The 21282-nt window shown below is 54.6% G+C and carries 19 protein-coding genes; 2 read left to right on the top strand and 17 right to left on the bottom strand.

Features of this window, described 5'->3' with window-relative positions:
* Positions 1 to 109: 109 nt before the first annotated feature.
* The 10 genes from GFC01_RS13725 to GFC01_RS13680 all read right to left on the bottom strand — a co-directional run bounded on the left by GFC01_RS13725 (position 110) and on the right by GFC01_RS13680 (position 14852).
* Complete coding sequence (locus GFC01_RS13725; RefSeq protein WP_194174956.1) at positions 110 to 3493, bottom strand: transglutaminase domain-containing protein; 3384 nt, start codon at positions 3491 to 3493, stop codon at positions 110 to 112.
* A 244-nt stretch (positions 3494 to 3737) separates the two neighbouring features.
* On the bottom strand, positions 3738 to 3893 hold the full coding sequence (locus GFC01_RS13720; RefSeq protein ID WP_152947737.1) for a hypothetical protein: 156 nt from the start codon (positions 3891 to 3893) through the stop codon (positions 3738 to 3740).
* Positions 3894 to 3956: 63 nt separating this feature from the next.
* Complete coding sequence (locus GFC01_RS13715; RefSeq protein ID WP_194174955.1) at positions 3957 to 5018, bottom strand: Ig-like domain-containing protein; 1062 nt, start codon at positions 5016 to 5018, stop codon at positions 3957 to 3959.
* 385 nt (positions 5019 to 5403) lie between these two features.
* A complete protein-coding gene (locus tag GFC01_RS13710) occupies positions 5404 to 5568 on the bottom strand; it encodes a hypothetical protein (protein ID WP_152947736.1) in 165 nt (54 codons plus the stop codon).
* A 505-nt stretch (positions 5569 to 6073) separates the two neighbouring features.
* Positions 6074 to 7048 carry an REP-associated tyrosine transposase gene (locus GFC01_RS13705; protein ID WP_423244396.1) on the bottom strand — a complete coding sequence of 325 codons (975 nt, stop codon included), beginning with the start codon at positions 7046 to 7048 and terminating at the stop codon, positions 6074 to 6076.
* Positions 7049 to 7390: 342 nt separating this feature from the next.
* Entirely contained in the window at positions 7391 to 8023 is a 633-nt protein-coding gene (locus GFC01_RS18815) for an RpnC/YadD family protein (RefSeq protein ID WP_194174954.1), read from the bottom strand.
* Positions 8024 to 8589: 566 nt separating this feature from the next.
* A complete protein-coding gene (locus tag GFC01_RS13695) occupies positions 8590 to 8847 on the bottom strand; it encodes an Rpn family recombination-promoting nuclease/putative transposase (protein ID WP_243137587.1) in 258 nt (85 codons plus the stop codon).
* A 450-nt stretch (positions 8848 to 9297) separates the two neighbouring features.
* Positions 9298 to 12540 carry an Ig-like domain-containing protein gene (locus GFC01_RS13690; protein ID WP_152947735.1) on the bottom strand — a complete coding sequence of 1081 codons (3243 nt, stop codon included), beginning with the start codon at positions 12538 to 12540 and terminating at the stop codon, positions 9298 to 9300.
* Positions 12541 to 12581: 41 nt separating this feature from the next.
* Positions 12582 to 14483 carry an S-layer homology domain-containing protein gene (locus GFC01_RS13685; protein WP_152947734.1) on the bottom strand — a complete coding sequence of 634 codons (1902 nt, stop codon included), beginning with the start codon at positions 14481 to 14483 and terminating at the stop codon, positions 12582 to 12584.
* A 99-nt stretch (positions 14484 to 14582) separates the two neighbouring features.
* On the bottom strand, positions 14583 to 14852 hold the full coding sequence (locus GFC01_RS13680) for a helix-turn-helix domain-containing protein (RefSeq protein WP_341473991.1): 270 nt from the start codon (positions 14850 to 14852) through the stop codon (positions 14583 to 14585).
* A 300-nt stretch (positions 14853 to 15152) separates the two neighbouring features.
* On the opposite strand from GFC01_RS13680, the gene GFC01_RS13675 reads away from it, so the two are divergent.
* Positions 15153 to 15581: a helix-turn-helix transcriptional regulator gene (locus tag GFC01_RS13675; RefSeq protein WP_152947733.1), complete on the top strand. Its 429-nt coding sequence runs from the start codon at positions 15153 to 15155 to the stop codon at positions 15579 to 15581.
* Positions 15582 to 15793: 212 nt separating this feature from the next.
* Positions 15794 to 16273, top strand: coding sequence for a M78 family metallopeptidase domain-containing protein (locus GFC01_RS13670; protein WP_152947732.1), 480 nt, complete (start codon positions 15794 to 15796; stop codon positions 16271 to 16273).
* A gap of 91 nt (positions 16274 to 16364) precedes the next feature.
* Here GFC01_RS13670 and GFC01_RS13665 read toward each other — a convergent pair whose 3' ends face one another.
* From GFC01_RS13665 to GFC01_RS13635, 7 genes are all read right to left on the bottom strand, one after another.
* On the bottom strand, positions 16365 to 16751 hold the full coding sequence (locus GFC01_RS13665) for a retropepsin-like aspartic protease (RefSeq protein ID WP_152947731.1): 387 nt from the start codon (positions 16749 to 16751) through the stop codon (positions 16365 to 16367).
* Between the two features lie 3 nt (positions 16752 to 16754).
* The gene (locus GFC01_RS13660) at positions 16755 to 17003 is read right to left on the bottom strand and encodes a hypothetical protein (protein WP_152947730.1); all 249 of its coding nucleotides are present in this window, start codon (positions 17001 to 17003) and stop codon (positions 16755 to 16757) included.
* Between the two features lie 105 nt (positions 17004 to 17108).
* Positions 17109 to 18110: an AmmeMemoRadiSam system radical SAM enzyme gene (gene amrS, locus GFC01_RS13655; RefSeq protein WP_152947729.1), complete on the bottom strand. Its 1002-nt coding sequence runs from the start codon at positions 18108 to 18110 to the stop codon at positions 17109 to 17111.
* A gap of 138 nt (positions 18111 to 18248) precedes the next feature.
* Positions 18249 to 19652, bottom strand: coding sequence for an AmmeMemoRadiSam system protein A (gene amrA / locus GFC01_RS13650; protein ID WP_152947728.1), 1404 nt, complete (start codon positions 19650 to 19652; stop codon positions 18249 to 18251).
* Positions 19653 to 19689: 37 nt separating this feature from the next.
* The gene (locus GFC01_RS13645) at positions 19690 to 20154 is read right to left on the bottom strand and encodes a ribonuclease toxin HepT-like protein (protein WP_152947727.1); all 465 of its coding nucleotides are present in this window, start codon (positions 20152 to 20154) and stop codon (positions 19690 to 19692) included.
* Positions 20115 to 20537 (bottom strand): nucleotidyltransferase family protein, encoded by a 423-nt coding sequence (locus GFC01_RS13640; protein ID WP_152947726.1) that lies wholly within the window; start codon positions 20535 to 20537, stop codon positions 20115 to 20117. Before GFC01_RS13640 ends, GFC01_RS13645 begins: the two co-directional genes overlap by 40 nt.
* A 213-nt stretch (positions 20538 to 20750) precedes the next feature.
* Positions 20751 to 21282, bottom strand: a 532-nt coding sequence (locus tag GFC01_RS13635) for a LysE family transporter (protein ID WP_194174953.1), incomplete at its 5' end; no start/stop codon positions are given.

Genomic DNA, 21282 nt, shown 5'->3' with positions numbered 1-21282 from the left:
GGATCAGACCCCGTCAGGGGGGAAATGGAAGGGCGGTTGGCCCCTTCCATTTTCGACCGAGCAAAAAATTCACCCCCTGCCACCCATTGTACAACCCTTCAACTATAAGTTAATAAGTTAGGTGCCCGGCACCAATTATAAACTGCATTTTTACCGCATTCTTCAAACGTAGGCCGGATGTGGATTTAATACCCCTGCCAATATACAGGGTGTAAACCTGCCCCGGGGTGTACCCCGCCGGCGGCGGCTTAACTATAACCGACCTGCCGTCATTGCCTATTTCTACTGTGACATTTACTGCATTACCGCTGGTATCTTTGACACTTATGTTCTGAATGGTTATGGTACCTGGATCCACAGGCATATTGAATTTAATAGTCCACTCCTTATTGGGCGGCACATTTACTTGCGGAGCCCATTCCCGGGCATCGTCTCCTTCCCCATCATTGCCGTATTTCACTGTTACCCCCCTGCTGATCAGCCTGGCAATATCTTGATAAGCCTGCGACCCTTCTTTCAGATCCAGGGGATTGTCCCGCAAGTCCACCACCGCGCCCCATCCTAAACCGCCCTGTTCTCTGTTTTTAACCAGCGGACTTATGTCCCGGATATTGTTGTGGGCAAGATTGAGGTATTTTAAGTTCTGTAAATTCTCAATCTCCCGGATGTTTTCAATCCGGTTCCCGGCAAGATTTAAGGAAACCAGGTTAATGGCAAACTCAAGCCTGGCGAGATCAGCAATATTGCGTTGACTGGCATCCAATTGCTGTAAACCCTTTATATCCTCCCTGGTAATGGCCCCGGCTGGTTTATTCAAGCTTTCCCGGACGGCCGCCTCCAGGCCGGGGTCCGGAAAGCCGACGGAATCAATGACGTGCACTATCCCCCGATCACCAACCGCTACACAACGATGGTCACAGGAGGCAATGTCATTTATCCGGCCAAAGGGGAAGCCGGTGGGGTCTTTTATAACATGATCCCAACTGGTTCCGTCCGGTGAGGTTAGGATGCTGTTGCCAGAAAAAGAGGGAATGCCGACCCACTGGGAACCGCCCCAGGCAATGTGTGCCGGCGCATCAAGGCAATCATATCTCTTCCACACCACACCATCGGCCGAGGTAAGCATCTCGTTTTCCCCCGCCACCAGCCACTGGCTGCCATCCCAGGCCACGTCACGCAAGTTGCCCGTGGTGCCGGAAATCCGCTCCGTCCAGTTCAGCCCGTCGGAGGAAGTAAGGATTAGCCCTTTATCGCCCGCTATTATCCACATCTTCCCGTTCCAGGCAATGGCATTGAATGTACGCGGCCCTTTTTCGTTCAGGTCCCGCCACTCCCAAACGTACCCGTCCGGGGAAGTAAAGATGAGGCCGTCATCGGAAATGGCCACCCAGAGGGAAGGGCTTCCCGCAACTCCCACCAGGTAAGGACTGACAACGGACGTGCTTCTTTTATCCCATTTTACCCCGTCCCTGGAGACAAGGAAGTGCTCTCCAACGGCCACCCACATCCGGCCGTTAAAAGCCACGGCCCGCAGCATTTCCCTTGTCCCGGCGTCCTGTTTGGTCCAGCTAAACCCATCGGGAGAGGTATAAATGGTACCGTGATCGCCCACGGCTACCCAGAGGTTCCCGCCGGCAGCCACTCCCCACAGCGCCCCCGTGTCATCTTCTATGGGTTCTAGTGGCGCCCAGTATGTATCTACCAGCTTTTGCCTACCTGCCACTGTAAGGTTATAAGTTCTGGTATCGCTTGCATTTCCCCTGGTCACGGTAGCTGTTAAATTCACCCGTTCCTCTTTGATTACATTCACACCAGAAAGATAGTCATCTATTAACCAGCGGGACATTACCGGCCGGGATACTTTTCCGTCTGCGGAGATGATCTCCGGCCTGTCAGATTGCCACCGGATGGTGGAGCCGTATTTTCCTCGCACCGGTAGGGTTAAATCACGGGTGACGCCGGTGCTGCTGTCTCCCGGGGCAAACCCGATGACCAGGGCTGCCATGTCTTCGGCCACCGCGTAAACGTCGCTGAGGCGTATTTCGTATTTGAACTCCGCAACGTCGCTGACGTAATCCCAGTTGCCCAGCACCGCCACCGCTTTGATGGTCGTGTCGGCGGCCATGTGCACGGACTTCCCCTCCCAGAGGCGGGCTGTGCCCGGCCCGGGAACACTGCCGTCGGTAGTGTAGTAAATGGCGCTCCAGGGATTGTCTTCCGCGCGCGGGCAGTCCAGGCTCACATCCAGGGGCCGGTCGTATTGGCCCGGGGGGATGCTTGCCAGGGGAGGGCGGGGCTTTTGGAAACCAGAGGGCAGGAAATAGACCGTAAAGTCAATCTCCAGTTCACGCCGGTCTTCAATACTATTTCCTACTGAAATAGTGACCCGCATGCCGCCCTCTTTCAGGTCAAAAATCCGGCATCCTCCTTTGGGACTACCCCAGTAGCCCCCTGAAGGACTGCGGGACCAAACCGTGACCCCCACCGGCTCTGCCGCAATGAGGAAGCCGGGTATATAATTGCCCTTCTGGCCATTCAGAAAGTAGGCGTACATTTGTTGAGACTCCTTGTCTAAGTGGATGTCCACCAGGACCCCGCGCTGGGAGTCAAAGAATTTAATCCCTTCGTTAATGTGAATAAAAGGTATTTCCACATAGCTGACCACCCCCTGGGGCACCACGGCAATGGCCTTGATGGTGGTGCCATTGGTGATGGGCAGCGGGGTGGAGTAAAGGGTGGAGTTGCTGGTTGGCTCGGAGAGATCCAGGGTGTAAAAGATTTTTGCCCCCGCCTCGTCACAGGAAAGTTCCAGGTCCAGCTCTTCCCCCTGGTAATCAAACCAGTCTGTGTTGACCTGGATTTTATGGTGATTGGCAGAGAATTGCTTTTCGTCAATCAGATAATATTCATAATGTTCCAGGTAATAATCAATAGGAAAAGGATATTCCGGTTGGTGTTCCATTAAATCATGATACCTGCATGAATCCCAGGTGACATCCACGCTGTACCACTTACCATCAATGTAAATCTCATTCCAGGCATGATTTGTCTTCTCCGGCAGGCGGGGCCACCCAAATGTCCCATCAGCAGCACCACAAACGTATTTCGCCGGTATGCCTCCTGCCCGCATCATGGCCGCCAGAAGGAGGGAAAACCCGTTGCAGACCCCCTTGCGGGCGTGTAAAGTGGGCAGCGCTTCGTAAATTGAATAACTATTGTCATATTCAATGTTCTGGACCACCCACTTGTAAATGGCCGCTGCCTTTTCTTCATCACTGGTCAGACCGCGGGTTATTTCCTGCACCAGGCCGGTTATTTCCGGATCATCACTGGGAATATCCCAGTACGGATCCCAGGGACCCGGTCTTAAATAGTCCCAGGGGCTCTTGGGCAGCTCACTTGCCGACGTTCGGAAAAGCTCTCTTTTTGCTGTCTTAAGCTGATCCCCGAATAGTTTTTGGCTTAACTCCGGCGGCAGGGTGGGCCGGAGCAAACGTTCCCCCTGGGGTACTGCCTTTATCTGGCCGTACGCCGCGCTGGTAACGGAATCCGCGGGTGGAAGAGGTTTTATGTCCTGCTGCCCTGCCTGCCCGGACTGGCTAACCCCTGCTTTTCCATCAAAAGTACGTGCCCAGGCACATCTGCCTGCCCAGGATGGCAATGAAATACTGACCACAAACATTACCAGCACCATCAGGCCTGTAAGAAATACTTTTTTCATCGCCCTCACCTTGCCCTCAGTTTTTCAGCACCCAAACGGCCTCTCCGGACAGCCCGGTCAGCTGGTTCCCTTCGCCGGCCATTTTTCGACCGCCACAGGCCGTCTTGCGGGGCGGTTTGTTCCCGGCCACTGTCGCGGCGATAAGATAAGGCGCCCCCGGAAGGACAAGCACCGGGGGCACCGGCCACGGGTACACGCTTATCAATAAGTTAATAAGTTAAGTGCCTGGCACCGTTCATTCCATCCCCGGTTGCATAACGACTATGACCGCCCTGCCGTTTTCCACGCGCAGCTCCTTTTGAACCTCCGGCCTGCCGGTCTGGTAGCCAGGGTCGTTAATGATTTCAGTGAAGCGCTTGCCTGCGCCAAGGGCCTTCTGGTAGTCCAGGACCACCTGCGTATCGGTTTCCACAATTACGGGCGCGCCGCTTTCTTCGGCCTCACCCACGTACTGCTTGACGGCATTGTACAGGGTATCGTCATCGTTCATGGCATCGTTTACTGCTTTGGCATAGTCCACCATCACCATATCGCTGCCGATCTGGAAATATACATACCGGGGCACCGCTTTCTTGTGGGTGGCCGCGGTGGTGAAGCTGAAAGCGTAGTCTCCGGCCAGGCTGTTGCCCGCTGCATCCTGCACGACACCGGCAGGGATGGTGACGGTGTACGTGGTGCTGTAGGCAAGGGTGGCATTCGGCTTGATGGTGAGGATCCTGCCACCGATGTTCTTGGTCACGGACACGGTGCCGCCTGCCGCGTTCTTCAAAGTGATGGAATCATAAGCCGGTCCCGGTTGCACATCCTTGCTGAAGGTCACGGTGATGGTCCTGTCCACCGGCACATCGGTGGCTCCGTCGACGGGTTCAGTACCGGCCACAAAAAGCACTTCTACAGTGTACTGGAGGACTCTCGTTGTTTCATTTCCGGCCATGTCTTCTACCCGCAGCATGATTACGTTGTTGTCCGGCAAAAGAACGCTGCCGATGAAACTGCCATATACGTCGACGGCAACTGACTGATCATTTATCGTTAAGCTTCCGCCGGGGATGGTTGTTCCCTGAATGAGCAAATAAACCAGGCCGTTTCGCATTTCCTCTTCCACCTTGTTTATCTCCAGGAAGGGCTTTATTTCGTCATAGTAAATTTCATATTCTTCTTCGGCTTCGTCACCCTCCCGGTCAACGGCGTGCACCCGGAAGTAATTGCACCCTTTATCCAGGATAAATGTCTCGCTGATGTTCCCGGTTAACCCGGTGCGGACCGGTTGCCCCTGGTGATAAACTGTAACAACCACGCCTTCATCGAGGGATGCCGTTAAAGTTCACTGGCCGTTAACGTAGCTACGTAAATTTTGCTGGTATTGCCAAAGGGGTTTGTTCCTTCCCGATTTGACCCCGGGTCTTCCCGGCCGTTCTTGTTTACCGGGTGGGATTCAACCTGCCGGAGCGCCGGTCACTGGCACACCCTTATCAATAAGTTAATAAGTCAGGTGCCCGGCACCGTCAATTTCGGTCGCCGCCGGGCAAAGATTACGGCCCGCTCTTTGACACGGGGCGGGGATGAGGTGGAAACTGAATCGTGCGGTTGGTGAAAAGAAAATGCCCCGCCGGTGTGTGACCGGTAGAGGCCGCTCGTTATTTTTGTGTCAAAGAACCGTCCCCTGTCACACCCGTCCCCTGTCACACCCCTTCAAACACGTTGTCCAGCCTGGACTCTGCCCTGGGGACATATTCGCTCTTGAACGGCCTGACCTGCTCTTCCGCGCACCCGGGGTCCAGGTATTTTACCCAGTCCCCCGGCCTGCGCTGGACTAGGCGCTTGACTGGTATGTCTATTTTGGGCATTGGCGGTGTTTCAACTTCTTTGTTTTATACTTTACCACATTATCAGGTTTTTCGAATCTACCGGCCAAAATCCTGCTGAACGTCAATATAAAGGACTTTCAGGTCACCGCCTGGCCGGTCATGCTCGCCCTTCTATATCCGGCGGGGAATTGACACGGGGCGGGAATGAGGCGGAAGCTGAATCGCGCAGCGCCGGTGAAAAGAAAAAGCCCCCGCCGGTGGTGACATTAACCAGGAGAATCGTCCCCTTGGTTCGCGGTGTCTCCAGGGGGCAAACTACGAGGTGGCCCCTTAACCACCGCCACGAAAAAAAAGCACCTCAGATGGGATTACTCCCCCGAAGCCCCCAATTAAATCAAGTACCTGCCACCAACATCGTAAATTCACGGAACCGTCCCTAATTTGACGACCCGGTCCAATTTCGCCGGTCTCAGGGCATCCTGGAGGACGACTGCCGCTCAGTCACGGTGAAAAGCCAGCAGGACCGTACCCCTGTCCCTCTTGATTATATTCTTCGAATCACTCCAAAACTAACGCCGGTTAATCTTTCAATTTGTCTTATTGATAATCCGTTCTCTTTACATTTTCTTATAATGTCATTTCTCTTTTCTTTCTCAAGGCCTTGGATCTCTAATGCACTCTGAACTCCAGAAATCCTTTTTATAAAATCTACGGCCTCTGGGTCTTTCAATCTTATATATTGATCATACTCTAAGCATTTATCCTTATTTTCTTCTGAATTAAATTCCTTAAATAACAATATGGCTTTCTCTCGATCTTTAGAAAAAATATTAAGAACAAAATCTATATCACAAATCTCTGGCTTTCCTGTGTATTCTCTGTAACTGCTCCATGGATATTCAGAAAGCTTATTTACAATTCCTGCTTTTATAGGATTTTGGTGAATATAACGAAGGACTGTTAAAAAATATCCATCATTTTCAACTGCTTCACTTTTATATCGGTCTTGAAATAAGTGACCGCGTCGATTATACTTCCAATTATACCAATATACATAAGTTGCTCCTACCCTTTGAAATACTTTTCCTAGATCCTCTTCTCTTTCTTTAATTAACAGATGTATATGGTTACTCATAAAGCAGTAAGCATAAATATCGTAACCACTTTTTTCCTTATACTCTTTTAACGTTTCGAATAGTTTTTCATAATCCTGTTCATCTTCAAATATTCTTTGTCTATTTATCCCTCTTAAAATAACATGATAAACTCCTGTGCTGCTTTTCTCTCTCGCTTTCCTTGGCATTTTTACACCCCTATTTATTTTATCATTTGAGTAAAAGAAAAGCAACACAAAAGAACCGTCCCCTTGTGCTGTGCTGCCTTTCGGCAGAGGCATCATCACAAACGAACCGTCCCCCTGTGTTCCCGCGTTGAGAAAACTGAGCAGCGCTTCTTTCCATTCTTCCGACCCGAAGATCCGCTTGAAGGCGTAGTCGTTGGTCCGGTTGATCCCTCTGATTTCCGCCAGGTCCTTCACCTCTTCCCGCCAGTAATCATCAGCCTTATTATACCAGATTCTGTGTTTGATCAAAATCCTTTGCTTTCTGGAGGCAGTTTGATTCCGGAAACGCCATACCGGTTCACTGGCCGTTAACGTAGCTACGTAAATTTTGCTGGTATTGCCAAAGGGGTTTGTTCCTTCCCGATCTGACCCCGGGTCTTCCCGGCCGTTCTTGTTTACCGGGTGGGTTCAACCTGCCGGAGCGCCGGTCACTGGCACACCCTTATCAATAAGTTAATATGTTAAGTACCTTGCACCAAAAAAATGCCCCGCCGTTGTGTGACCGACAGAGGCCGCTCGTTATTTTTGTGTCAAAGAACCGTCCCCTGTCACACTGCGGCCCGCTCTTTGACACGGGGCGGGGATGAGGTGGAAACTGAATCGTGCGGTTGGTAAAAAGAAAATGCCCCGCCGGTGTGTGACCGGCAGAGGCCGCTCATTTTTTTGTGTCAAAGAACCGTCCCCTGTCACACCACCTAAACCAACGAGTCTTTGTTCAATTACGGGCTGCCGGGGCTGTTCCCACACCCGGACCACCCGGTAGGTAAATTCCACCGTCTTCAGCTCTCCCCAGCGGTCGGTGAGCCGGTGGTTTTTGTTGTCGTGCTCCGGATAAAAGAAGAATACGGCCTGGACAATGGGCGGCGTGCCTTTCCGGTCATTTAAGGTCGCCTCCCAGATGTCGCTCCGGTAGCGCATCATCCTGGCGGGCAATGCCACGTCATGGTAGCCCATCGGCTCGAAATTTACCAGGTAGCAACCGCCGGGGTCTTCTACTTCAAACACGTTGTCCAGCCTGGACTCCGCCCTGGGAATGTATTCGCTTTTGAACGGCCTGATCCGGTCTTCCGCACATCCGGGGTTCAGGTATTTTACCCAGTCATCCGGCCTGCGCTGAACTAGGCGCTTGACGGGTATGTCTATTTTGGGCATTGACGGTATGTCACCTTCTTTGTTTTATATTTTACCACATTGATCGGCTTTTTCGCCTCTCACGGCTCAAAATCCTGCTGATCGTCAATGCAAGGGGGGTATTGGGCCGTCGCCGGGCAAAGATTACGGCCCGCTCTTTGACACGAGGCGGGGATGAGGTGGAAACTGAATCGTGCGGTTGGTGAAAAGAAAATGCCCCGCCGGTGTGTGACCGGCAGAGGCCGCTCGATAAGTTAATAAGTTAAGTGCCTGGCACCGTCAATTCCCTCTAAAATGACCAGCATATAAAAGAAGGGCGGGCAGCCGGCCGGCGCCCCGGCAAAACCGGATTCATAACCTACCCAGGTCCTCCGAGCTTTAGATATTGCCACGCAACAATTTAAATTAATAGGTCGCACCATTGCCTGCTTCTGTAAGATTCCACCGCCATGATGTTCATAAAGGAGGGAGGCTGGGGAATGTCAGTCAACAGACCACCTGTCGGAAAACACGGTACCGTCAAAGCTAATGAAAGGCGCCCCAGTGGGGCACAACCCACCAGGGCGCCGGCCACGGGCACGCACTTATCAGTAAGTTAATAAGTTAAGTGCCTGGCACCATCCTGGCCATTTGGCTCTCAGCCGGTAGATAATGTCTGCTTCTTTCTCGCTGAAGTCCTGCAGGATGTGGGTCTTTTCCACCCGCACCAGGCTGTCTTCGTCTATGTCTTTAGTCCATTCTTCGGGGACGAAGGTTTTGAACAGCTCCAGAAAGGCCCGCCTGCTGGAGAGAAGCTCCCTGTATCCTCTGTCGTGGGAATGGTGGGGCTGTCTTTTGTCCGGCACGGGTTTATTCCTCCAGTGGCTGTATTATACCACATCCGGCCGGAGATTGACATGGAGCGGGGCTGAACCGGATTCTGAATCGTATACCGGCAACGAAAAGAAAAAGCTCCGCCGGTGCGGGACCGGGGGACGCTCGAAAAGTTAATAAGTTAAGTGCCTGGCACCATTTATCATACGCTTATCAATAAGTTAATAAGTTAAGTGCCTGGCACCGCCTATTCCGAACGGCTTAGCCTCTTATGGGGTTCTTGTTCATCGGGCCGTGGTTTTGCCTCCGGCATCCTTTGGATTCCACCTCGCGATGGACACCCTTGCCTTTGGCTAGCAGACTCGTGCTGCCTCGCCTGCAGTGGACTTTCACCACCAAGTTAACGCCCATGCCGGGCGCACAAGAAAATGGAAGGGCACCTGACCCTTCCATTTTTGAGCAAGCAGGAACAACCGCGATTATTATTCGACTACCAAATCAGTCACAGCCGCCAAATCATTGCCAGCTGCATCTTCGTTCTGATCATTCTGTGCTGCATAGGTTACTTTAAGAGGAGCAGTTGCACTAGAAGTATCTGCCACAGTCAAGGTAATTGTATTACCGCTAAAAGCAGCAGCACTTACATCAAAATTAGCTGGAGTAGTAGCACTATCTTTAACAGTGAAGCCAGTGCCGTTAGTTAAGGTGTTCTTAGATACCGCTTCAGAAGTGGTAAGTTGTATATGTGTAGCATCGACTTTTGTTGCACTTACGATAACCGGACTAGCCTTGTCTGCGGCAGCAGTAGCAGTGGTCAACCCAGTAAATTCGTTGCCGTTAGCATCCTTCATAACACCAACGCGAGTTACGTTAGGAGTAGCATCACTGTCAGGGTTGGTACCTTCAGCAATAGAGATCAATACAGTCTTATTAGTAGCGTCAGTTTTATCTAACGCAGCACCAGTTACGGTGTAACCGCTAACTGCAAAAGTGGTTGCGCTCAGATAGTTACCATCCATAGCTTCGGTAAATACAACTTTAATCTGATCAATCTTACCATTAGAATCACTATCTACAGTGGTGATAGGATCAGTAGAAGCTAACGCAGGTGCAATCTTGTCAGTTACAGCAATACCACTAGCACCGCCAAGTGCAGTTGCGGTTAACTTGGTGTCGTCAACTGCCGTGGTCTCAAAAGTATATTCAACAGTTTGGTTAGCACGGACTTTCACGGTATTACCTAAAACTTTGCCGTCAGTTTCCCAAGTGGGAGAACCGACCTTCAGAGTTACAACGGCCTTACCGTTTTGGTTAACATAGCTAGCGTTTTGCTGGGTAAATGCAGTCCAATTGGAACCATTGTCAGTAGAGTAGGTGAAGTCGCTAGCCTGTAAAGCTTTCAGTTCTTTATCCAAGGTTAGAACTACAGTCTGTTTATCGGTTACGTTTACAGTGGTACCAGCAGCCAGAGCCAGGTTATCGGCTAGCGGATTTGTCAGAGTGGTGCTATAACCGAAGCCAGCCATCTTATTGCCAGCCAGGTCAGTTACATTGCTGGATACGGCAAACCTTGTTCCAGCCGTTACAGGTGTAGTAACAGGCAGAGTGATCTTAACTGCCGCATTAGACAGAGCAGTGATGGTGGTACCAGCGGGCAATGCCGAATCGTTATAGAGATAGTTGGCCTGGTCAGTAGTGGTGCTGGTGTTCATAGCTTCACTGTAATACACATAAATGGCATTATTTGCTGTACTATATTTTACTTCAGTTACAGTGGGAGCTACGGTATCAGCCACCACCAGGCTGGTGTTATAAACATCCATCACATTACCCGCCAGGTCCTTGACATTTTGAATAGCTACGCTGTAAGTGCCTGCTGCCAGGGCTGTGTGAGTCAGCACTACAGTATCAGTTGTCCCGGCTTTAATAACAGCACTGCTAATGGTCACAGCATTGTTTTGAGCGTCTTTTATTACATAGTTAAATCTGTTCTGAGCAGAGGCAGTATCAACCGCTTCGCTGAACTTCACTTCAGTGCTGGTGGCACCGGTCTGAACTGTCACTTTGCTAACCACCGGCTTGGTTGTGTCGGCGGCAATGGTATAGGTGATGAAGGATGTGGCAACCTTAACGCCAAACGCATCAACCAGATAATTGGTGGCATCCTGTTTTACGTTTACAGCGTGAGCACCCGCTGCTACTATTTTTGCATAGTCAGTACCGGCACCAGCAGCTTGCAGCTTCAGCACGCCGTTTTCAACGGATTTGGCAATGGTAGTAGTACCTGCATTGAAAATTGGAATTCCGTCAATGATAACAGGATCCCCAACTACATAGGCAACAGGATCCAGAGCCTTTGTGAATTTAATTTTAACGTAACTGTTGTCGGCGGCAACTTCAACAGCACTTACAGTAGCTGCAGTGGTATCAGCCTTAACGGTGAAATCCTTATCGGTTGCAAGTACCTTTAAGCCCACGAGGTCTTCAATGGCGTTATTAACGGAAGCAGTCAGCTTGTAGGTCTTGTCAGGCAGAGCAGTGGTCAGAGGAATGCGAACTTCGGCCTTTTCTGCATCGTAACTGATAGCACCTACACCATAGGATGACAGGGACACGCCGTCAATACGGTAGTTAGCTGCATTGATAGCCTCATCACCTTTTACGGGTTCAGAGAATTTGACGATGATAACCTTGTTACCTTCCATGGAGACGCCTACCACGGACGGCACGGTAATATCAACGCAAGTTATTTTCTTGGTGGTGCTTGTTATGGTTTCAAAACCGTCCTTGGACTTCACATTAGAGATGATAAGGGTAGCTTCAATCTGGTTTTGCAGGGTTTGGTAAGTCGCGTCTGTATCGGTATCCAAAGTAATGACTACTGTCTTACCATCATCCTGCAGGGTGGCCTTTGGAGTTTCGGTCCAGGCTGCATTGTTTAAAGCGGCGTTAATGGTACCGTTGTTTAAGACGTAGTTGGCCAGGGTTTCGGCAGAAGTTTTGTCCACTTCTTTATTGAACACTACTTGAATTTGATTGAGGTTAATAGCACTTACCGACACCACTTGCAGCCCGGCTGCTTCACTCACCGTCACCGCCACAGTAGCCGTCCCATCGGCCAGGCCATCCTTCTTGGCGGTCACGGTAATGGTGGCGCTGCCAGCCGCCTTGGCCGTGATCTTGCCCGTTGCGTCGACTTCGGCCACAGCTGTATTATCAGAGGTGTAGGTGACGGCGGCGTCAGCGGGATCGGTGGTAACAGTGAGCTGCTTGGTTTCTCCCACTGTCAGACTGACAGAGGCTGGATCTACATTTACGCTCACCGCGTTGGCCGGCTGCTCCACCACATTGCCGTTGTTGTCCACAATGACATTATGGGTGGGGGCCAGAGGCCCGGCCGGCGGCACCTGACCGTTTTTAACGGCTTCGACAGCCCCGGCATAGCCGCCGTGATCAAAGGTGGACTCAAAGTCTACCCTTACTCCTGCTGTGTCGTCAATAGCTACCTTTTTCCCGTTGGCAAATGCCCAGCTGAAGGCGTTCCTGAAGTGGTTGGCCAGGGCCTGGGAAGAACCCAGCGCGGTGTAATCATAATTGTACACCTGGCTGTTAGACGCTTCCACCTGAATGGCCAGAGGGGCTGCGTAGGCAACGCTGGAGAAGAGCAGCGACAGGGCCAATAAAACAGCCAGAACCGGCCAGACAGTCCTCCTCATTTTTTTCATGTAGAAATTACCTCCTACGGTTAATGTTTTTTAACCAGTGGTTAAACGCCAATGTCTACAACGGTAAACTGCTTGGTTTCGCTGCCAGCGGGCCCGCTGGCCACTACCTCAATCACGTCGCCTGCCTTGGCATCTATGGTCGCCGCCCACATATTCTTGCTGGATACGTAGCTGGCGTCCACTCCCGCCACCTTAACCGAGGTCACGTCCTTGCCCGGCAGGATGTAAATATAGGCGTTGGTGCCAAAGGTCTTACTATAGGAAATGTTGGATTTGGTCATGTCAATCAACTGCCCCGGTTCCACGGGAGGCGGCGGGGCCTGCTTGAGGGTGACGATGACCTGCAGATCCGCTTCCGTAAGGGAACCAGGCAGCACCACCCGCCATTCGGCAGGGTTGGCCGTCTGCTGGGTCGCCGGTTGGTTATTGACGGATACCGACTCCACCTGATCGACCTTGTCCGCTTTGATAAACACTTTCACGGCAGTGTTATTGGCCAGTACCGAGAGCTGAACCTTATCCACTTCCGGCGGATAAGTGGGTGTGGCCGCTTTATTTACTTCAACTGTCAGGTCATCTTCGGTGAGGGTGCCCGCCAGCACAGCCCTCCACTCGGCGGGGTTGGCCGTCTGCTTAGTCATGGCCTGGCCGTTTACGGTCACGGCAGCAACAGAGCTGACGTATTCGCTCTTAATGAACACCTTGACCGCCGTATTACCGGCCAGAACGGAAAGCTGTACCTTTTCCACTTCTACTGGCCATTTGCTGGCCGGCTGCACCGTCACCACGCAGCTGGCCGTCTTGCCGCCGTCCGCCGTCTTCACGGTGATGGTGGCCGTGCCGGGCGCCACAGCGGTGACTTTTCCGCCGGCGTCCACCGTGGCCACGGCGGTGTTGTCGCTGCTCCAGGTGACGCTCTTGTTGGAGGCGTTGTCGGGAGTTACGGCGGCCGTCAGCTGGGCGGTATCACCCACCGTCATGGTCAGGCTGGTCTTATCCAGGCTCACACCGGTAACGGGTACGGTGGTAGATCCGCCGCCGCCGCCACCGCCGCCGCCACCGCCACTACGACGTTCTACGGTCACTTCGCAGGTATCCTGGAAGCCGCCGTCCGCGGTGGTGACAGTGATGGTGGCCTTACCCACGGCCACGCCTTTAACGTTGCCCTGGTCATCCACGGTGGCGATACTCTCGTCGCTGGTGGACCAGGTCACATTCTTGTCGGTGGCGTTGTCCGGGCTGACGGTGGCCTCCAGCTGCACCGTGGAGCCCACGGTAAGGCTCAACGTATTCCTATCCAGCTTTACCCCGGTGACTTTCACTGTTCCTGCCGGAGGAGTTTCTTGGCCACCGGTGGCCCGGTCCAGAACCACCACGGCTTCCGCCCGGGTGATGGACCTGGTGGGTCCGAAGGTGCCGTCGGGGTAGCCGCCCATCAGGCCTTTGGCCACCACGGCGGCCAGGCTGCCTCTGGCCCAGCTGCCCATTTGCGCGGCGTCTTTGAATTTCGTCAGCGCGCCCTCATCGCCTCTGTCCAGCTGCAGCAGCCGGTCGATGATGGAGGCGGCCTCCTGGCGGGTGATGGCCTGGTTGGGCCGGAAGGTTTTGTCTTCGTAGCCGCTTACATAGCCGGCTTTAACGGCGGCGGCCACTTCCCGGTAAAACCAGTCGCCCGTCTGCACATCTTTGAAATCGGCCGTGGCTTCGGGGTTCTGCTTGTTCATGGCCCTGTTCACCAGGGCCACGAATTCGGCTCTGGTCACGGCCTTATCCGGCTGGAAAGTGCCGTCCGGGTAGCCGTTCACCAGCCCCCTGTCCGCCCACGCCTGCACCTGCTTCTGCGCCCAGTGGCCGTTCAGGTCGGAAAAACCGGCATAGGCCGCGCCGGCCAGGGCCAGAAGCAGGCAGCACACCAGGGTTACTGCCAGCAATCTTGACTTCATTGCGTGTAATAACCACCTTTCTTAAAAACAACCAAATCGTACCGCTTTACAAGCGCACTTGCCCACCTGCCGTCACACCAACCTTCGTTGTCTGTGGAGCTACCCATCCTTTCCGGGCCCCTGCATGGCCGCGTCTTTAGCTTCTTCAACTTCTTCCAATTGCGATTCGTGATAATCCCGGCCAAAAAAAAGCTCGTCCACGGTGACGCCGAAGAAGTCGGCCAGTTTCTTCTCCACCTCCTTGCGGGGGTGGCGGTGGCCGCCTTCAATCATGGCGTATGAACTCTGGCTGATGCCCACGGCCTCGGCTACCTGCCGCTGGCTGAGGCCCATTTGGAGCCTCAACTGGTACATCTTTTCATTTCTCACCCCGCTCACCCTTCGGCTGGTCTTGGAAAGCTAAAACCCCTCCCTTCCTGCCCGGCTGCAGCGCCGGCCGGCCCGCTTCAGCCCCGCGGCGCCGGCGGCCGCCGGTACCCTCTGACTATTAATATAATCACAATTCGCGATTGCTGTCAAGGGTCCACCGGTTAAAATTTGCGCCGAACGTAAATAATTAGTAGAAGGATTTTATTTCCTATCACATTATGCGCTCTAACGGAAAATCCGTTTTTTATTTTCTTTCCCGACTTCACAAAACGTGTTAAATTACGATCGAGGTGAATCAACATGCCTTCCCTCGGCGAAAGGCTGGCCCATTTGCGCAATCAAAGGGGATTGTCCCAGGCGGAACTGGCCCGCCTGTTGCACATGGGGCAGAGCACCATTGCCATGTACGAGAAAAACAGGCGCTCCCCGGACAACCAGTCTCTGAAAAGGCTGGCCGATTTCTTCGGCGTTTCGACGGATTACCTGCTGGGACGCACCGACCGGCCTTACGGAACCGGCGAAGAAGGTGCACCCGGGAATGCCCCCCATGACGCGAAGCTGTATGCAGTGGCGGCCGACCCCCTGTTTGCCGGCCTGCTCAGGCAGGTACCGGACCTGACGGAGGAAGAAAAACAGTCCCTGGTCGAGCACTGGGAGTGGGCCCTGCGCTTTATAAAGAAGGAGAGGGAGCGGCGCGGGAAAAGGAAGGAAGGGAACCAGAAGGGATGACAGGGCCTTTGCCGGGCGGAACGGCATAACCTCCCCCGGGCCCGGCCCGGTGGAATTGAAGGCCGCGCCGCCCCGTATGACAGGGGCGGTGCAAATGATTTTTTCATCTTCTCCAGCTATTCAACAAATTTCGACGCAACGGTGGTGTATAATAAAATCTGAGAAATAGTTCAAAGGATACGCCAGTGTTCTGCCGAGTGGAGGCGGCAGCCTTGAATTCAGCCGTCCGGCTGGCCCTGGCCCTGATCCAAAAGTATTGTCTCGAGGGGCCGCCGGGTGTTTACCAGCTGTACAGGATAGCCGGGAGCGAAGGGATCATCCTGACCCGCTTCCCCTTTAAAGGCCGGGTCAGGGGAAGGTACATGCGCACGGGGGACGGCATCGCGCTGCTCACGGTGAAAAAGGGGCTTTCCAGGCCGGAACTGAAGCACATGCTGGCCTACGGGCTGGGCCAGCACTGCCTGAATGTCACCAGCGGCATATACGTGGACGGGTTGAGCGGGAAAGGGGAAGAAGAAAACGCCGCCGAAGATTTTGCCGCCCTCCTCCTGCTGCCTCCGGGGACGGTCAGTGCAGTGGGGGGCTTCCAGGGGATCCATGAAGTGGCAGATGCCTTTCACGTACCCGCACCCCTGGTGCGCCGCCGGTTCGACCTGGAAGAGCGGCTGGCGAAGCGTGAATATATGGTTTAGATTCCTTATGGAGCAGTTGAAAGGATACGAGTAGCACTTTTTCGTAACCAGGTAATTTTTGTATGCGCACCAAACCTTTAAATACGAAGTTTTAAAATGTGCCTGCGTACAACAACAAGTTTTTTAAGTCAATAACTGCCCCAGCTTTCATAAGCAAATCCAATCCAAGAAGGGCATTGATTTTACCATCGGGATCAACAAGACCAAAATCAATTATACATTCGCTTACTTCAAAGGAACCAAGGACAACTCTGTCCACCCGCTTTGAAAATGCGTATTGCTTACCCCCTATTCCATAGCTGGTTACAACCGCATCTCCTCGTTCAAAAACTATTCCCAAATCATTGACAACGTCAGGGGAAACAATTGAATGTGTAGCGCCGGTATCAATGACTATATTATCAATTACCTTTGTTTGTCCGTGATAAGTTATTGCAAGGGAAACAAAGAGCAACCCGTCCCGGAACTTTATCCGCATAATTTAAATTACCGCCCCCCTGAGTCCGGGCATGGCTCGTAATTCCAGCACGATTCTTTCATTCCCGGTATGGTATACCAGTGTATCACCTTTACTTCTGACAAGTAAACTTGTCGCCTCTCGCGGGTCTTTAATACATCTTTCAACAGCAACTTCGTCTACAACCTCTCTATTATCTTCAATGTGTGATTTTAATATTTTGATCAAGACGTACTGGTTTGGGTATATTTCCTTTACTTCTTCCCATTTCATAATCAATCACCCACTTCCTTGGTTATTTAGATACGATCAGCCATTACCAGAGAGAGGCTGCATCGCAAATGGGAATCATTGTAATATTCGGCATTACCCCTCATTTCACACCACCACCGCCGCCGCCTCTTCCCCGCAGCGGCGGCATTTTTTCCCCTCCAGGCCCGTCACCCGCACCCGGTAGCCGGTGCGGCGGATGAGGGTTTCGCCGCAGGCCGGGCACACGGTATCGCCGCCCTCCAGCTCCGGGGCGTTGCCCAGGTAGACGTAACGCAGCTTTTCCCGGGCAACTGCCCGGGCTTTTTGCATGGTTTCCAGGGGCGTGGGGGGCAGGTCGAACCGGTAGCTGGGGAAGTAGCGGGAAAAGTGCAGGGGGATGTCCGGGGAAAGCCCGGCCACCCAGTCCACCAGGCGGCGGATCTCCTCCTCCGAGTCGTTCAGCCCGGGAACCAGCAGGGTGGTCAATTCCACGTGGCAGTGTGCGCGGCTGATTTCCACCGTGCGCAGCACCGGCTCCAGGCGGCCCAGGCACGTGCTTTTGTAGTATTCTTCGGTAAAGCCCTTTACGTCGATGTTCATGGCGTCTATGTAGGGCAGCAGCTGTCTCAAGGGCTCCTCGTTGATGTAGCCGTTGGTCACCAGGACGTTTTTCAGCCCTTCTTCCCGGGCCAGGCGGGCGGTGTCGCAGACGTACTCGTACCACATGAAGGGCTCGTTGTAGGTATAGGCCAGGCCCACGCACTTAACCCCCCGCCGGATCTCCTCCCGGGCCGCCGCCACGGCCTCCGCCGGGCTCAAATACACCGTGCGGGGGTCGGCGTGGGCGATCTGCCAGTTCTGGCAGAAGCCGCATTGCAGGTTGCAGCCCACACTGCCCAGGGAGAGGACGGCGCTGCCCGGGTAAAAATGGTACAGGGGCTTTTTTTCCACGGGGTCCATGGCATAGGAAGAAACCCGGCCGTAGTTCAGGGAGTAGAGAACGCCCCCCTGGTTTTTCCGCACCCGGCAGAAGCCGGTGTGCCCCTCCCGGATGGTGCACAGCTTCGGGCAGAGGCGGCAGAAGGTGCGGTTGTCCTCGCCCTTTTCATAGAACAGGGCCTCGTGCATGAAATGAAACCCCCCTTTACGTGTGACAGTGTGACAGGGGACGGTTCTCTGACACACCAGGTGTGACAGGGAACCGTCCCCTGTCACAACCCACCAGGTGTGACAGGGAACCGTCCCCTGTCACAACCCGTCCTCTTTTTAATGGTACCGTTTAACCTCAAAGCGGTACAGCTGCACCGGCTCGTGGGGGCCGATGCCGGCCTTCTGCCGGGCGATGTCCACCTGCCGCTCCACCGTGTCCACCCCTTCCAGGTCGGGCAGCAGCAGGCCCTGGCGGCGGCCGGACTGGACGATGACGCCGTATTTTTTGGGGTCCAGTTTATCCAGGCCGTCCACCGGCTCCGGCTCGGCCAGCACGTCCACGGAAATCTCCAGGTCCGGCAGTTCATCCTCCGTCACCGGGTAAAAGCGGGGGTCCCGCACGGCGGCGCTGACGGCGTTCCGGGCCACCTCTTCCACCACGTGTTCGTACCGGGGGGTGACGGTGCCGATGCACCCCCGCAGCTGGCCGTGCTTGTGCAGGGAAACAAAGGCCCCGGCCCGGCGGGCGAATTCCGGCGGAATTTCCGTGTCGTCGTAGAGGCGGGACCGGCCGGCAAAGTAGTTTTCCAGGGAGCGCCGGGCCACCCGCACCAGAAAACTTTCCTTATTAATACGTTCTTTTGCGGCCTTTTTCTCCTCCCCGGTCAGTTTTTCCAGCAGCCTTCTCCGGGGGTCCGGCCCGGCCGGGGCCAGGGCGGCCACCATATAGCCCACCCCAAAGGGGCCTTCGTAGGAAAGGACCTCCGCCCGCACAGCCAGCCCGTCGAAGGCGCCGAAGGTGATGATGACGGGCCGCAGGCCGCATTCCCCGGCCCCGTCCACCAGGGCGGCGTCCAGGTTCATTATGCCCTGGATGTCGGCCGCCCCCACCAAACGGGCCATTTCCCGGTCGAATTCCTTCCCCCGGGGGTCGAAGCCGGCCGGCGCACCGGGGGTGAGCCGGTGGGACATATCCCCGCTGGCCAGCACGGCCACCGGTAGATCCAGGTTTTGCGCCGCCCGGGCCAGGGCCGCGCCGAAGGCGTAAAGCCGGGGATAGGGCAAAAGCCCCATGGCCACCGGCACCAGGGGCAGGTGCAGGCCCGCCTCCCGCAGGAAATACAGGGGCACCATGGTGCCGTGGTCCAGCTCCAGGTCCAGGCCGTAGCGCCGGGCCGTTTTTGCGTCCAGGGGCAGGACGGTGACGCCCAGCTCCGCCGCCCGCCCCTTTATTTCCTCCACCAGGGGCAGGTGGTTTTGCACTTTAAATCTCACCCGGGAGGCGCCGAACCGGCCCAGGTCCCCCTCCACCGCCGGCACCGCCGTCACGGCAATGCCGTCCCGGAAGACCGGGCCGTGGGGCGAAATGAGGACCAGGGCTTCCGCACCGCTTTCCTTCACCCGGCGGCCCAGCTCCAGCACGGCCCGCCGGGAAGAGATCACTTTGTCCGCCTCGGCACCACCCACCTCGGGCACCATGATGGGCGGGTGGGGGCAGATGCCGCCGTAGACTATGGACATGAAAGTCCACCTCCTGACCTTCATTCGGGGAATGTTTTTAAACCGTAGAAGAGACCAGGTGTAAAAATCGGGCCACTTCTTTTTTAAAACGGTCTTCCAGTTTCAGGGCATCTTCCAGCACCACCGCCAGCTTGCGCGGATCCAGCTGGTAGGCATAGGCATGACGGAAGAAATGCCGGAATGCCCGCAGGTTATCCAGGAGCTCCCCCGTTTCCCTGCTGAAAAGGGCCGGCCGAACGCCCTTTATATCCAGGGTCATCCGCCGCAGCAGTTCGGTATGGTAACGAGCCATGCTGGTCACTTCATTCTCGAAGGTCCGGGCAACAATTTTAAATAAGTCCTCGAAGGCGCAGTAAAGGTTGTGCAGCTGGTATCCCAGGCTTTCCAGATGAACGGTATCCGTCATTTTACGGCGCTCTTTCACCCTGTCGAATATCCTTTCAATGGCTGCCACCTGGTTTTCTACTTCGGCCCGCAGGACGGCCAGTTTTCCCTCGTCCATTGAATGCCTTCCTCCCTGATTTTGGCGGTCAGCAGGCTTCCCGCCAGGTCCTCCATACGCACCACATCCACATCCGTTCCCAGTGCGGCGGAAAGAAAAACCATGGCCGTAAAAAAATCCCTGTCGGCAAGGCCTTCAAAGGCCACGTCCACGTCCGAAATACCCCTTTTAAAGGCACCCGGCCGGGTACAGGAACCAAAAATGTACGCCCGGCTGAAGGAAACCCGGCCAGCCAGTTCCGCCAGGGCCGCCTTCACCCTGAGCAGCAGGTTTTGCCTGGCCTCTTCATCCTGCGCCCTCCTTTGCCGGAGGGCTTTTTCCAGCAGGTGAAAAGGCCCGGATTTTGCTGCAACGGCACTACTCTTATACGTTTCCCCCACCATACCGGCACCATCTTTTCTTATCTGGCCCGGAAAAGGGTTGAAAGGGAAGTGGTGGGCAACCACCCGTTCCCCACCCCCTCCCGGGTGCTTTTCAGGTATTATAGTACAACGGGCGGGACATTAAAATGCGCCCCGGGGGAAAATTTTACCCCGGCCGCCGGGGACATGGAAAACCCGGCACAAAGGCCGCTGCAAAAGGGCCGCCGGCGGTTTTTATCCCCGCACCCCCCAGAAAATGAAAGAGCCGCCCAGGAAAATGAGAAAAAAGCCGCAGGCCACCAGGATGCCCCGGTAGAGCACAGGGGTGAGAAAACGCCGGCCGCCAGCCACCGCCGCCGCCACCAGGCCGTACCAGGCCAGGTCCGACAGTATGTGCCCGGAAAAGAAGCTGGCCAGGCCCGGCACCCCCTGCTTTAAAGAGAGGACGATATAGCCCAGGCCCACCGTGGCCCACCACAGGCTCCAGTAGGGGTTGGACAGGCTGATCAGGATGCCGGCCAGCACGGGGTGCATCCGGCCGCCCGGGGAATTGCCCTTCCCCCGGCCTCCTCCGGCAGGCGGGGAAAAGACTTCTCCCCGTCCCGCAGAACCTGCGCACCCTGCCGGAAATGTAACAGTATTATGCAGATCTTCCACGGATTCAGTTAAAACCCTTAATGCTTCGGAGGATTTTATTGCCGGCTCATTTAAACTGACCGCAGGTTCGGTTATGGCCCCATCTCCCGGCCGGCGCCCTTCCCCGGGC

Origin of the sequence: Desulfofundulus thermobenzoicus, from assembly GCF_009428905.1 — a bacterium.
GTDB classification, from domain to species: Bacteria; Bacillota; Desulfotomaculia; order Desulfotomaculales; family Desulfovirgulaceae; genus Desulfofundulus_A; species Desulfofundulus_A thermobenzoicus.
This window is presented reverse-complemented; position numbering and strand designations above follow the sequence as displayed.